The sequence below is a fragment of the Bradyrhizobium sp. C9 genome (assembly GCF_002532045.1).
In the GTDB taxonomy this organism is placed as follows: Bacteria; Pseudomonadota; Alphaproteobacteria; order Rhizobiales; family Xanthobacteraceae; genus Bradyrhizobium.
This window is the reverse complement of record NZ_NWTG01000001.1, coordinates 770,895-783,562: the sequence shown is the minus strand read 5'-3', so window position 1 is coordinate 783,562 and position 12,668 is coordinate 770,895. Positions and strand designations below refer to the sequence as shown.

Annotated in this window: 13 protein-coding genes; 10 read left to right on the top strand and 3 right to left on the bottom strand. The window is 63.1% G+C overall.

All coding sequences use genetic code 11. The annotated features are described in order from the left end of the window. The 3 genes from CO675_RS03465 (at position 1) to CO675_RS40370 (ending at position 1,548) form a co-directional block, all read left to right on the top strand. On the top strand, positions 1 to 555 hold the full coding sequence (locus CO675_RS03465) for a Spy/CpxP family protein refolding chaperone (RefSeq protein ID WP_245452610.1): 555 nt from the start codon (positions 1 to 3) through the stop codon (positions 553 to 555). A gap of 184 nt (positions 556 to 739) precedes the next feature. Further along, entirely contained in the window at positions 740 to 1,168 is a 429-nt protein-coding gene (locus CO675_RS03460; protein WP_097670584.1) for a universal stress protein, read from the top strand. After that, on the top strand, positions 1,165 to 1,548 hold the full coding sequence (locus CO675_RS40370) for a hypothetical protein (RefSeq protein WP_158231176.1): 384 nt from the start codon (positions 1,165 to 1,167) through the stop codon (positions 1,546 to 1,548). Before CO675_RS03460 ends, CO675_RS40370 begins: the two co-directional genes overlap by 4 nt. A 100-nt stretch (positions 1,549 to 1,648) precedes the next feature. Here CO675_RS40370 and CO675_RS03450 read toward each other — a convergent pair whose 3' ends face one another. After that, a complete protein-coding gene (locus tag CO675_RS03450) occupies positions 1,649 to 2,056 on the bottom strand; it encodes a GFA family protein (RefSeq protein ID WP_097670582.1) in 408 nt (135 codons plus the stop codon). Between the two features lie 250 nt (positions 2,057 to 2,306). Here CO675_RS03450 and CO675_RS03445 point away from each other — a divergent pair, with 250 nt between their 5' ends. The 4 genes from CO675_RS03445 to CO675_RS03430 all read left to right on the top strand — a co-directional run bounded on the left by CO675_RS03445 (position 2,307) and on the right by CO675_RS03430 (position 5,009). Next, positions 2,307 to 3,260, top strand: a complete 954-nt coding sequence (locus CO675_RS03445) for a metallophosphoesterase family protein (protein WP_097670581.1) — start codon at positions 2,307 to 2,309, stop codon at positions 3,258 to 3,260. A gap of 12 nt (positions 3,261 to 3,272) precedes the next feature. Next, positions 3,273 to 3,596, top strand: coding sequence for a cupredoxin domain-containing protein (locus CO675_RS03440; protein ID WP_097670580.1), 324 nt, complete (start codon positions 3,273 to 3,275; stop codon positions 3,594 to 3,596). A gap of 94 nt (positions 3,597 to 3,690) precedes the next feature. Further along, entirely contained in the window at positions 3,691 to 4,248 is a 558-nt protein-coding gene (locus tag CO675_RS03435; RefSeq protein WP_097670579.1) for a sigma-70 family RNA polymerase sigma factor, read from the top strand. Then, complete coding sequence (locus tag CO675_RS03430; protein ID WP_097670578.1) at positions 4,245 to 5,009, top strand: anti-sigma factor family protein; 765 nt, start codon at positions 4,245 to 4,247, stop codon at positions 5,007 to 5,009. Before CO675_RS03435 ends, CO675_RS03430 begins: the two co-directional genes overlap by 4 nt. Positions 5,010 to 5,162: 153 nt before the next feature. On the opposite strand, the gene hpnO is transcribed toward CO675_RS03430, so the two are convergent. Then, entirely contained in the window at positions 5,163 to 6,554 is a 1,392-nt protein-coding gene (gene hpnO, locus CO675_RS03425) for an aminobacteriohopanetriol synthase HpnO (protein ID WP_097670577.1), read from the bottom strand. Positions 6,555 to 6,656: 102 nt separating this feature from the next. Here hpnO and CO675_RS03420 point away from each other — a divergent pair, with 102 nt between their 5' ends. Beyond that, a complete protein-coding gene (locus tag CO675_RS03420) occupies positions 6,657 to 7,313 on the top strand; it encodes a DUF2147 domain-containing protein (protein ID WP_097670576.1) in 657 nt (218 codons plus the stop codon). Between the two features lie 126 nt (positions 7,314 to 7,439). Here the strand turns inward: CO675_RS03420 and hpnN are convergent, their stop codons facing one another. Next, positions 7,440 to 10,055, bottom strand: a complete 2,616-nt coding sequence (gene hpnN, locus CO675_RS03415; RefSeq protein ID WP_097670575.1) for a hopanoid transporter HpnN — start codon at positions 10,053 to 10,055, stop codon at positions 7,440 to 7,442. A gap of 452 nt (positions 10,056 to 10,507) precedes the next feature. Between hpnN and ispH the strand changes: the two genes are divergently transcribed. Both ispH and hpnH read left to right on the top strand, forming a co-directional pair. Then, the gene (ispH, locus tag CO675_RS03410; protein WP_092125121.1) at positions 10,508 to 11,434 is read left to right on the top strand and encodes a 4-hydroxy-3-methylbut-2-enyl diphosphate reductase; all 927 of its coding nucleotides are present in this window, start codon (positions 10,508 to 10,510) and stop codon (positions 11,432 to 11,434) included. 46 nt (positions 11,435 to 11,480) lie between these two features. After that, complete coding sequence (hpnH, locus tag CO675_RS03405; protein ID WP_097670574.1) at positions 11,481 to 12,641, top strand: adenosyl-hopene transferase HpnH; 1,161 nt, start codon at positions 11,481 to 11,483, stop codon at positions 12,639 to 12,641. Positions 12,642 to 12,668 lie beyond the last annotated feature (27 nt).

Here is a 12,668-nt window from a genome sequence, read left to right as displayed (position 1 = left end):
ATGCGTTTCTTCTCTGGGACATCCACGATAGCAGCCCAGGAGTTCGCTATGACGAGGAACGCAGCCGCCGCAGCGATTGCACTTTTGATGACAACCTCGTCTCTCGCCTTCGCAGCGGAGACATCCCCGACTGTCGGCGCCGCGTCACCCAGCGCCGCCGACCTCAAGAGCCTGACCGACATGCGTATCGGCATCGTCAAGGCCGCCTTGCAGCTAACGCCCGATCAGGAGAAATACTGGCCGGCCATCGAGGATGCGATCCGTACGCGGGCGAAAAATCGGCAGGCCCGGCTGGAGCGGATTGCCGAATTGCACGAAAACGGCGCGATGGACGGCCTTAATGACGGCAATCCAGTCGAGATGATGCAACGCAGGGCGGACCGGCTGATTCAGCGTGGGACCGACCTCAAGAAGCTCTCCGACGCCTGGGAGCCGCTCTACAAAACATTGAGTGATGACCAGAAGCGAAGGATGGCCTTCGTGTCGTTCGCCGTCATGCGCGGCATGCGAAATGCGATCGAGCAGCACGGCGGTCCGGAAGACGAGGACGAATAGGGCTGGATGGCGCAGCGCCATTCGGACGACATTCCGCAGCGCCGGGTTTGCCTTGCCGAGGCTTCTCGAGCGTCGGGCCACGGCGTGACGTCTTCCCGCCTCGTTCAAACGAGCTTCAAGTGTCGCCTTCCATCCTGCGTCGCTCTTCGGTTGCGAATTCCTGAAACACCCCGGGAGTTGAAGCATGTACCGGCATATTCTCATCCCGACCGATGGGTCGGAACTGGCGAAGCGTGGCATCACCCAAGGGATGGCGCTCGCAAAATCCATCGGAGCCAAGGTCTCCGTGATTTTCGTCGTGGAGCCGATTTCAGAACTGACGGGGCATTTCCGTGAAACAGTCGCCAACTTTGCTGAGATGCGCAAAGAGCAGGCCACGAAGGTGCTGAACGACGCGGCGAAGGCGGCCAGCCAAGCCGGCGTTCCCTGCGAGACGGTGCTGGCGGAGAACGGGCAACCCCATCAAGCGATCATCGCGGCGACCGCGGACAGGGGTTGCGATCTCATCGTCATGTCGTCGCATGGACGCAGTGGACTCTCCGTGCTTCTGATCGGCAGTGTGACAAACAAGGTGCTGGCGCAGGCAAAAACCCCCGTGCTGGTTTGTCCGTGAATGATCAAACGCTTGACGAACAAGAGCGTCAACGCGCGCCGCCCGCCTCAAGAAAAACGCCGTCCCCTTGCGGGGACGGCGAAGCCACTCACGCAGTACTGGAACGTTTATTAGTGTTCGCCGTGGTGCTCGGCGTGGTGCCGGCTCGCTTCGGTGTGGTGATGCTGGGCATGGCTGGCGTGACCATGGGCGCTGTGCGCGTGGTGGGCCGCCTTGTGGTGATCGCCGGCTTCGTGGTGCCTGGCGGCTTCGCGGTGATGACGCGCCGCGTGTTCGTGATGCTCGGCTGCCTTGTGATGATGCTCAACGCCTGCGTGATCGCTCATGAAGATCTCCCGGTGTGGCGAATGAAGTCCGCCATTCTTATGCAGGAGCGCTGACATTATGCTGACGGCTGCAAGACAGCTTTGTTGCGGCCGTTGATCTACCTTGCGGGCCCTCGCCATGTTGCAGTGCGCACGCCGCTGCGCCGGCCGCCGGTCATTCCGGCGGCGGGAAGCGCTCGAATGTCGGCAGCTCATGCGCGGTTTCCATCCAGCGCAGCCGCTCCGCGACCTGGATATGCATGGTGGCCGGCATCGCAGCAGGATCGTCATAGGTCCCGCTCTGGATGTCGATGAATCCGGGCAGCATGTTGCCGTTGGTGTAGAACAGCCCAGTGCCGCAGTTCGCGCAAAAATGCCGCCGGCCATGCTCGGAGGACCGGTAGATGCTGGGCCGGCCGCTGGTCACCTTGACCATGCCTTCCGCGACCATGACCCAACCGACCATCGGCGCGCCGGCATGACGTCGGCAATCGGTGCAGTGACACAGCGCATGGACGACCGGTTCCCCGCTCACCTCGTAACGAATTTCGCCGCAGTGACAGCCGCCGGTGACCTCAGACATATTTTCCTCCGACCGATCAGTGGTTTGCCGGGTCGATAGCGTTGCAGACCCCAAGCCTTCAATGGCGCATCTTGCCCTTGCGTCCACCTGTCGCGCCGGCCGTATGGCTGCCCATGACGCGGACGGCTTTCCAGCTCTCACGAAATCGTCATCCCGGCCATCAACCCCCTCCAAAGCCGCGGGAATAAACCCTTGGGCCCGCCGATCACCTCCCCGGAAACCCAATCCCTGGGCCCATGGGAGACTTGTCATGAGCGGACACGATCACGATCACCACGATGAAGAGAAAGGCGTCAGCCGACGCAAGGTGCTGGAATGCATGACCTGGGCCGGCACCGGCGTACTCTGGACGGTTACCGGCGGCGTGCCGCATTCGCTCGGCATCGTCGGCTCGGCGGCCGCAGCCGAAGCTGCAACCGGCATGACCTTCATGCAGATCAGCGACAGCCATGTCGGCTTCGACAAGCCGGCCAACCCGAACGCCATCGGCACGCTTGAAGAGGCCATCAACAAGGTCCGGGCGATGCAGGTCAAGCCGTCGTTCATGATCCACACCGGCGACATCACGCATCTGTCGAAGGCGTCCGAATTCGACGACGCCGATCGCATCATCTCGCAGGCCAAGCTCGACGTGCATTACGTGCCGGGCGAGCACGACTTCATCGACGAGGAGGTCAAGCTCTACAAGGAGCGTTACGGCAAGGGCACCAAGGGCCCGGGTTACTACTCCTTCGACGCCGGCGGCGTGCACTTCGTCGGCCTCGTCAACGTCGTCGACCTCAAGGGCGGCGGCCTCGGCAATCTCGGCAACGAGCAGTTGGAATGGCTCGAGAACGACCTCAAGGGCCGCTCGAAGTCGACGCCGATCGTGCTGTTCGCCCATATCCCACTGTGGACGGTCTATCCGCAATGGGGCTGGGGCACCGAGGACGGCGCCCGCGCGCTGGAGTACGTCAAGGGCTTCGGCTCGGTCACCGTGCTCAACGGCCACATCCACCAGGTGATGCAGAAGGTCGAAGGCAACGTCACCTTCCACACCGCACGTTCGACGGCCTTCCCGCAGCCGGCGCCGGGTGCCGCCCCCTCGCCCGGCCCGATGAAGGTCGAGGATGCCAAGCTGCGCAGCATGCTCGGCGTCGCCAGCATCAACTTCAAGCAGAACAGCCAGCCGCTGGCGATCATCGACACGCCGTTGCAGGGCTAAGGGACAAGACCGATGAGTTCGATCAACCGACGCGACTTCGGTATAGCCGTGGTCGCAACCATGCTGCTTCCGGTCACGGCGGCCCGCGCCGAAGATACCGCGGTCCACATCGACAACTTCTCGTTCGCGCCGAACCCGCTCGACGTGAAGGTCGGCACCACCGTGACCTGGACCAACCGCGACGATATCCCGCACACCGTGGTATGCGCGGGCAAGTTCCGCTCCAAAACCATGGATACCGACGGCACCTTCTCGTTCACCTTCACGGAGCCCGGCGAGTACAAGTATTTCTGCTCGCTGCATCCGCACATGACAGGCAGTATCAAGGTTGGGTAACGTGACCACCCATACAATCACAGCCATGCCCGGCCGGTGGCCCTCCGCCCCCGGCCGGGCACAAGCCGTCTCTCGACATGCCGGGCAGGACACGATGGTTGTCAAAGCGTCGCAGGACGATCCCGAAAAGGCGCGGCGCTTTCGCGAAGCTGCGCTGCCGTACCTTGACGACGCCTACACCCTGGCACGCTATTTGTTGCGCGATGCCGCCGACGCCGAAGATGCGGTGCAGGAGTGCTATCTGCGCGCCTTCAAGCATTTCGACAGCTATCGTGGACCCGCGATGAAGCCGTGGCTGTTTGCGATCCTGCGCAATGTCTGCCGCGCCGAATATGCCCGCCGCAAGACCGCCCCCACCGCGGTCGAGGAGCTGCCCGAAGGCGGCGATCAGACCCCGTTGTGGAATGAAGCCCCGGAGACGCCGGAAAGGCAGCTGCTGCGCCGTTTCGACGGCGACACCGTGCGCAAGCTGGTTGCGGCGCTCGCCGAGCCGTTCCGCGAGACCTTTGTGCTCAGGGAAATCCAGAATCTTTCTTACCGCGAGATCGCCGATGTCGCCGCCGTGCCTGTCGGCACCGTGATGTCTCGCCTCGCACGCGCCCGCGCCATGCTGCGATCGGCCTGGCTCGCGGAACAGGAGCAAGTGAAATGAACTGCGAGGAAGCCGAAGTGCTGGTCCACGCGCTGATCGACGGCGAACTCGACGCCGGCCACGCACGCGAAGTGGAAGCCCATATCGAGGGTTGCGCGCATTGCGCCGCCCTGATGAAGGAGTATCAGGAGATCCGCCAGGCGATCGCCGAGAGCGACGTACGCTACAAGGCGCCGCTCGAGCTGCGCCGCAAGATCGAGAAGGCGTTGCCGCAGCCGCAGGCGGCGCCGACCCGGCGCTCGGTGCTGCGCGGCTTCGCGATGGGCTCCGCCGTGTCGGCGATGGCCGCGACCGGCCTCGTCGCGATCGTGCTGCGCAATGACGACGAGCAGCGCGTCGAGAACGAGGTGGTGTCTGCGCATCTGCGCTCGCTGCAGGCCGGCCACCTCATCGACGTGGTCTCGACCGATCAGCATACGGTCAAGCCGTGGTTCAACGGCAAGCTCGACGTCTCGCCGCCGGTGATCGATCTCACTGCGCAGGGCTTTACACTGATCGGCGGCCGGCTCGACTACGTCAACGCCCGCGAGATCGGCGCGGTGGTCTACAAGCGGCGCCAGCACGTCATCAACCTGTTCGTGGCGCAGACCGCGAATACCGAACGGAAGTCGGCGAAGATCTCGACCTTGCAGGGCTTCAACATCCGGCGCTGGAGCGACCGTGGCCTGAATTACTGGGCGGTCAGCGATCTCGGCGCGGATGAGCTGACCGAGTTCGGCGACAAGTTCGAGAGCGCGATGCACGCCAACAAGGAAGGGTGATTGTGGACCTGTAGGGCGGGTTAGCGCAGCGTAACCCGCCACAAGTCTCTCGCCGGCCGCAACTGCCGGCGGATTGCGCCGGAGCCCGTCATCGGGCCGCGCTTCGCGCGGACCCGTTGGGCTAATCCGCCCTACGCGGCTACGGGTTCGAGCTTACGCCGACTTGCGCACCGCGTTGTCGACCAGCGTCTTGCCGAGCGACCAGATCGCGCCGGGCACCTTGTGGCTGCCGGCGATCACGTCGTCGAACGACTTCTCGATCCAGCTGCAGTCCTCTTCGGTGATCATGAGCGGCGGCAGCAGCTTGATGGTGTGGAGGCCGTGGCCGGCGACCTGGGTCAGGATCTTGTGATCCTTGAATAGCGGCACCGTGATCAGCTGGCAGAACAGGCCCTTGTTGGCGGTCTCCAGCAGATTCCACGACGCCTTCAGCCGCAGCGATTTCGGCGGACCGAACTCGACGCCGATCATCAGGCCCTTGCCGCGGACTTCCTTCATCAGCTCATAGCCCGGCACCATGCGGGTCAGCGCAAGGCGGAGCTCGGCGCCGCGTTTGGCGGCGTTCTCGACGAGCTTCTCGTTCTTGATGACATCGAGCGTAGCGATACCGGCAGCCATCGCCAGATCGTTCTTGGCGAAGGTCGAACCGTGCACGACGGCGCGATCCATCTGGTTGAAGATCTTGTCGAAGATGTTCTTGCGCGTCAGCAGCGCGCCGATCGGCACGTGGCCGCCGGACAGCGCCTTCGCCAGCAGCACCATGTCGGGCTCGATGCCCCAATGCTCGATCGCGAGGAACTTGCCGGTGCGGCCGATGCCGGTCTGGATCTCGTCGGCGATGAACAGCGTGCCGTATTTGCGGCACAGCGCCAGCGCGCCGGGCAGGAACTCGTCGGTGGGCATGTTGACGCCCTTGCCCTGGATCGGCTCGACGATGAATGCGCCGACCTGGCGCGACGACAGCGCCTTCTCCAGCGCCTCGAGATCGTTGAAGGGGATCGGGGTGCAGCCCGGCAGCAGCGGCTCGAAGCCGCTGCGAAAATTCGAATCATCGGTCAGCGACAGCGCGCCGTAGGACAGGCCGTGGAACGAATGCCCGCAATAGACGATACCGGGACGGCCGGTCGCGCCGCGCGCGAACTTGATCGCCGCTTCGACGGTTTCGGCACCGGAATTGGCGAAAAACACCTTGTCCAGATATGGGACATACTCCAGAAGCCGTTCTGCGAGCACGCCGGCGAGCGTCGAGACGTCGAGTTGCACCAGATTCGGCAAATCGGCGTCGAGCACGCTCTTCAGCGCCTTGCGGAGGTCCGGATGATTGCGGCCAATCGCAAAAACGCCAAATCCACTCAGTAGATCGAGGTAACGAGCCCCCTGACGATCGAAGAGGTATTGGCCTTGCCCCTTCTGGAAGCCGACGTCATAGCCGATAGTCTTGAGGACGCGAACGAGCTGCTCGTTGAGGTGACGCGTGTGCATGGCACCGCGCTGCCCCTCGCGCTCCACAAAAATCTCGGAAACGTCTAAATTGGAACTTACCATTCGTTACATACGTCGGTTGATGGCCATCTCGTCAACTTAAAACGCTCGCTAGCGGCGTTTTGACCCCCGCTCGGATCGTCTAGTTAAGCACAGGTTTGGACCATGTTGCACTGCCCAAGAACTTTCGCGCGTACAATAGCCTTTTCAGGTTTATTTTTGGCCACCGTATTATCACCGGCACTTGCAGCGGACCCGACCGGCGACTGGAAGGTCGCAGACGGTGTCGCCACAATCCGCGTCGCCCAGTGTAATGGCAACATGTGGGGTGCGGTGTCTTGGGAAAAAACCCCCGGCGGCAAGGATAAGAACAATCCTGATCCGGCGAAGCAAACCAGGCCGACGCTCGGCATGCCGATCCTGATCGACATGAAGAAGAAGGCCGGCACTGATGCGTGGGAAGGCCAAGTCTACAACGCGAAGGACGGCCAACTCTACAGCTCGACCATCAAGCCTGTCGGCACCGATCAGCTCGAGATCCAGGGCTGCGTGCTCGGCTTTCTGTGCGGCGGCGAGACCTGGACCCGCGTCGGTCCGCCGATCCCGGTCAGCGTCGCCGGCAACCCACCTGCCGCAGGCAGTCCCGCTGCGAAGGGCGCCCTGCCCAAATCGGCAGCACCGCAGAAGACCACTGGCGCCGTGGCGCCTGCCACCAAGCCGGGTCAAAAGCAGGCGGCCAATCCCCCAGGCAACGCCAATGCGTCTGCTGACACCGTGGGCGATATCTGCCTGCTCCCGGACATCGCGCGACCGACGCATTGACGGAGGGCAGCTGGCGACGTCGCACGTGGCCGCGCGCGCGCCCGCTGGCTGCCTCGTTGGCGTGTACCTGAAATCACGGCTCGGCGGCGCCTGCCGCCAAGCCAGACCGAGCAGATCGCCTGCGCGTCAGGTGACGTCGTTGGCGATATCTTCCTCCTTGAGGGCCTCGCGCGGCTTGCCCATCAGCGCCGGCTGGAACAGCAACACTGCCGCAAGCGTGGTGACGAGCGAGAGCGCAAGCAGCTTGCCCATGCTCGCGGTGCCGGGATGACTGGACAGCCACAGGCTGCCGAATGCCGTCGCCGTGGTCAGCGCGCTGAAAAAGATCGCACGCGTCAGGCTCGACTGCAGCAGGTTCGTCCTGCCCTGCCGCCATGCTGTGACATAATAAATCTTGAACGCGACGCCGACGCCAAGCAGCAACGGCAGCGCGACGATGTTGGCGAAGTTGAGCGGCAGTCCGATCAGCACGCAGATCTCCAGCGTGACGATGCCGGCGACCAGCAGCGGCACCAGCGTCATCAGCACGTCGACGACGCGGCGCAGCGTCAGCCACAGCAACAGGCCGATCGTGACCAGCGCCAGGACGCCTGCGTGGATGAACGCGTTCACGATGACATCGCCCGACTTCAGGATCGAGACCGGCCCGCCGATCGCGGTCGGCTCGGCGGCGAGCACGGCGTCGGCAAAGCGGCGCAGATTGTCGTTGTCGTTCGGATCGCCCTTCGGTTCGACCTCGACCCGCATCAGGCCGTCCTTGGTCTTCCAGCTCTCGACCAGTTCCGGCGGCAGGTTCTGCAGCGTGACGGTCTGGGCCTGCAGCGTGTTGCGGAGCTGATCGAACACGATCTTCATCGGCGCGACGAAGACGTCCTGCGCCTTGTCACGGATGGTCTGGTTCGAATCGGCCAGCTTCTGCAGGGCGTCGGCGAGCCTGCGCGCGGCGACCGCACCCTGGCCCTTGCCGTCGCCAGCAGCCCTGCGCAGGCTGTCGACCGAACTCTTCAGCGACTCGACATTCTCCTGATCCGACGGCGCCGGATCGACCGAGTCGGGGTTGAGCGCGGGTCCGAGCGTCTTGGCGGCCTGCCCGATCAGCTTCAGCTTGGCCGGCTGGTCATCGGGCACGAAGCTGTCGAGCGACATCACGCGCGACACTTCCGGCAGCTTCTCGAGCTTGGCCTCGATCTTCTTGGCGTCGGCGTCCGAGCGCGTCATCACGTTGATGGCGTTGGCGCCGGTGTTCGGATCGTTCCGCAGGTCGAGGAAGGTCGCGATCGATTCCGCCTGCTTGTTGCGCAGATTGATCGGGTTGAAGTCGAACTTCATGTAGTGCAGCAGCGGCAGGCCCGCGACCGTGACCAGGATCGTGCCGACGATGATCGGGACGCGATGCTTCTCCAGGAAGTGATCGAGCGGCGCCAGGAAGGCGTAGCCGACCGGCTCCTTTTCGCCGGGCGGATTGAGCAGGTCGAGCAGCGCCGGCAGCACGGTGATGCTGGTGATGAAGGCCACCAGCATGCCGGCGCCGGCGATCTTGCCGAGCTCGGAGATGCCCTTGTAGTCGGTCGGCAGGAAGCACAGGAAGCCGGCGGCGGTCGCCATCGCCGCGAGCGACAGCGGCACCGCCGAGCGGCGCGCCGCATTCTCCAGCGCGAGCGTCAGATTGTCGTTCTTGTAACGCTCGGAGCGGTAGCGGACGCTGAACTGAATGCCGAAGTCGACGCCGAGGCCGACGAACAGCACCGCGAAGGCGATCGAAAGCAGGTTCAGCGACCCGACCATCATCAGACCGACCGCGGTGGTGAGCGCAAGACCGATGAACAGGTTCACGAACACCGCGAAGATGATCTTGCCGGAATGCAGCGCCAGCCAGAGGATGATCAGCACGATCACAACGGTGCCGATGCCGTTGCGGATCGCGCCGTCCTGCACGGTGGCGTATTCCTCGTTGGCGATCGGCACGGGTCCGGTCAGGCGGACGCGCGCGTGATACTCGGTCGGGAATTTCAGGTCGGCTGCCGCCTGCCGGATCGCATCGGTAGCATCCTTGCCCGGCTCCAGCGCCGAATAGTCGATGATCGGCTTGATCTCGATGAAGGCGCGCTTGTCCGAATCGGTCAGCGGCTTGTCGCTGGTCAGCTCGCGCCAGGAGAACGTCGCATTGCCCTTGGCGAGGACGGTCTCGACGGTCTCGGAGATAAGGTTGAAGGGCGGCGCGGCATTGTCGAGCTTGACCTGTCCGCGCTTGACGCCGGCAAGGCCGGTCTCCAGCGCACCGGTCAGCCCGCGAATCGAGGGGTCGCCGGCCATGATCTCGATCAGTGGCGCGGCCGATTCGAGCTGGCCGGTGACCTTGCCGACCTCTTCGGTCGGCAGGAACAGCAAGCCGTTCTTCTCGAAGAATTCGCCGGAGCCGAGCGCGGTGATCGCCTCGAAGTTCTTCTTGTCGGCCTGCAGCTTCGCCGTCAGCGCCTTCGCGGCCGAGCTGGTGAGCTCGGGTGTCGCGGCCTCGACGACAGCCAGGATCAGCCGCTCGCGATCAAAGGCTTCCTCGAACTGGTTGTCGCGCTTGCGCCAATCCAGATCCGGCGAAATCAGCTTGTTGATGTCGGTGTTGATCGAGAAGTTGCGGGCCGTATAGAAGCCGGCGCCGATCGACAGCAGCACCGAGAGAATGACAACCGGAAGGGCAAAACGCGTACAGGTCCTAACAACGGAGACGACAATATTTGTCAGCACTTCGTTTCTTTCTAATCTCGGGGAAGCATGGCCGAAAACGCCCGCTCTGTAGCGGAGTTCCCGGGACCGATCTAATGTTGTTTTGGTTACCTTCCTCGACGGGATGGTGAGGAGGTTCCAAAGCACAGGAACGGCCACGAGTCGCCGGTATAGACCGCAGGAGTGGGCGATAAAGTGACGAACAAGTGAGGGAGACGGACGGTCGCAGAGCCCGAAATCCACACCATATTACCTCAAACTTTCCACGTCGCTGACCACTCACCCGCTCGAAGCGCTACCTTTTTGCCACAAATCCCTGTATTTCCATGCCCTTGAGGGCGCGGATCACGTGCAGGACCTGAGATGGTGCGGACATTGCAACTGAAGTTGCTCGTCCGACCGGGCGGAGTGCGTTGCCGAAATGGCCGCGGGCATTGAAATGAGATTGGTGCAATTTGCGTAACGGACGACCTATGGAAGTGTTTCTTGCTCAGCCGCGCGGCTTCTGCGCGGGCGTTGTGCGCGCGATCGAAATCGTCGAGCGCGCGCTGCAGAAGTATGGCCCGCCGGTCTATGTCCGCCACGAGATCGTTCACAACAAATACGTGGTCGAAAGCCTGAAGAAGAAGGGCGCGATCTTCGTCGAGGACCTGTCGGAAGTACCGGCCAAGGCGGTCACCGTCTTCAGTGCCCATGGCGTCGCCCGGAGCGTCGAGGAGGAAGCGGAGGCCCGCGACCTGCCCGTGCTCAATGCCACCTGCCCGCTCGTCACCAAGGTCCACAACCAGGGCAAGCGCTACATCTCGAGGGGCCGCGCCCTGATCCTGATCGGGCATGCCGGCCATCCCGAGGTCGAGGGAACCATGGGCCAGGTTCCGGGGCCGGTCCTGCTGGTCCAGAGCGTTCAGGATGTGGCGGAATTGCGGCTGCCGACCGACGCCCCGGTCGCCTACATCACCCAGACCACCCTGTCCGTGGACGACACAAGGGACATCATCGCGGCCCTTCAGGCAAAATTTACAGATATTCAAGGCCCGGACATCAGGGATATCTGCTATGCGACACAGAACCGCCAATCTGCGGTAAGGGACCTGAGTAAGCTGGTGGACGTCATTTTGGTGGTGGGGGCCGCCAATAGTTCCAACTCGAACAGGCTTCGTGAGATCGGCACCGAGGTTGGTGTCGCGAGTTATCTCATTGCCGATGGGAGCGAGCTCAACCCGGATTGGCTGAAGGATGCGAAGGCCGTCGGCATTACGGCGGGTGCATCGGCACCTGAGGTTTTGGTCGACGATGTCATCGAGGCCCTGCGGCGCATCGGACCGGTGTCGGTCTCGGTCGTTCCGGGCCGAGAAGAAAATATCGAATTCCGGCTGCCGGCCGAACTGACTGCGGGCTGATCTGAACCCACTTCCCTTTGAATAAGTGCAGAAAGAAAATCGTCTAATGGCTATACCGTTCTTCAAGGAAATGCGTATCGGCGGTTATCTGATCAAGCAGAAGCTGCTTGGCCGCAAACGCTATCCGCTCGTGCTGATGCTGGAACCCCTGTTCCGTTGCAACCTCGCCTGCGTTGGCTGCGGCAAGATCGATTATCCCGATGCGATCCTCAACCGCCGCATGACTGCGCAGGAGTGCTGGGACGCGGCCGATGAATGCGGCGCACCGATGGTGGCGATCCCCGGCGGCGAGCCGCTGATCCACAAGGAGATCGGCGAGATCGTGCGCGGCCTCGTGGCGCGCAAGAAATTCGTCTCGCTGTGCACCAATGCGCTGCTGCTCGAGAAGAAGCTCGATCTGTTCGAGCCGTCGCCCTATTTGTTCTTCTCGGTGCATCTCGACGGCCTGAAGGACCATCACGACAAGGCGGTGTCGCAGAAGGGCGTGTTCGATCGCGCCGTCTCCGCGATCAAGGCGGCGAAGGCACGCGGCTTCACGGTCAACGTCAACGCCACCATCTTCGACGGCCATCCGGCTGAGGAGATCGCAAAATTCCTCGACTTCACCACCGAGCTCGGCGTCGGCGTCTCGATGTCGCCGGGTTATGCCTATGAGCGTGCGCCCGACCAGGAGCACTTCCTCAACCGCACCAAGACCAAGAAGCTGTTCCGCGACGTCTTTGCGCTCGGCAAGGGCAAGAAGTGGAATTTCATGCATTCCGGCCTGTTCCTCGACTTCCTCGCCGGCAACCAGGAATACGAGTGCACGCCCTGGGGCATGCCGGCGCGCAACATCTTCGGCTGGCAGAAGCCCTGCTATCTGCTCGGTGAAGGCTACGCCAAGACCTTCAAGGAGCTGATGGACACCACCGATTGGGAGACCTACGGCACCGGCAAGTACGAGAAGTGCGCCGACTGCATGGCCCATTGCGGTTACGAGCCGACCGCGGCGACCGCTGCGATCAACAATCCGCTGAAGGCGATGTGGGTCGCGCTGCGCGGCATCAAGACCACGGGTCCGATGGCGCCCGAGATCGACATGTCGAAGCAGCGTCCGGCGCAGTACATCTTCGCCGAGCAGGTCCAGAAGAAGCTCTCGGAGATCCGCCGCGACGAGGCGACCGCCGCCGCTGCCAAGCAGCAAGCGAAGGCGTCCACCGCCGCCTGATGCTCCATGTGAGCGGGGAGCAAAAGA

Bases quoted from the DNA above. Each gene is read 5' to 3' on its own strand.
- CO675_RS03465 (WP_245452610.1), top strand. From the start codon at position 1: ATGCGTTTCTTCTCTGGGACATCCACGATAGCAGCCCAGGAGTTCGCT.
- CO675_RS03460 (WP_097670584.1), top strand. From the start codon at position 740: ATGTACCGGCATATTCTCATCCCGACCGATGGGTCGGAACTGGCGAAG.
- CO675_RS03450 (WP_097670582.1), bottom strand. From the start codon at position 2,056: ATGTCTGAGGTCACCGGCGGCTGTCACTGCGGCGAAATTCGTTACGAG.
- CO675_RS03445 (WP_097670581.1), top strand. From the start codon at position 2,307: ATGAGCGGACACGATCACGATCACCACGATGAAGAGAAAGGCGTCAGC.
- CO675_RS03440 (WP_097670580.1), top strand. From the start codon at position 3,273: ATGAGTTCGATCAACCGACGCGACTTCGGTATAGCCGTGGTCGCAACC.
- CO675_RS03435 (WP_097670579.1), top strand. From the start codon at position 3,691: ATGGTTGTCAAAGCGTCGCAGGACGATCCCGAAAAGGCGCGGCGCTTT.
- CO675_RS03430 (WP_097670578.1), top strand. From the start codon at position 4,245: ATGAACTGCGAGGAAGCCGAAGTGCTGGTCCACGCGCTGATCGACGGC.
- hpnO (WP_097670577.1), bottom strand. From the start codon at position 6,554: ATGGTAAGTTCCAATTTAGACGTTTCCGAGATTTTTGTGGAGCGCGAG.
- CO675_RS03420 (WP_097670576.1), top strand. From the start codon at position 6,657: ATGTTGCACTGCCCAAGAACTTTCGCGCGTACAATAGCCTTTTCAGGT.
- ispH (WP_092125121.1), top strand. From the start codon at position 10,508: ATGGAAGTGTTTCTTGCTCAGCCGCGCGGCTTCTGCGCGGGCGTTGTG.
- hpnH (WP_097670574.1), top strand. From the start codon at position 11,481: ATGGCTATACCGTTCTTCAAGGAAATGCGTATCGGCGGTTATCTGATC.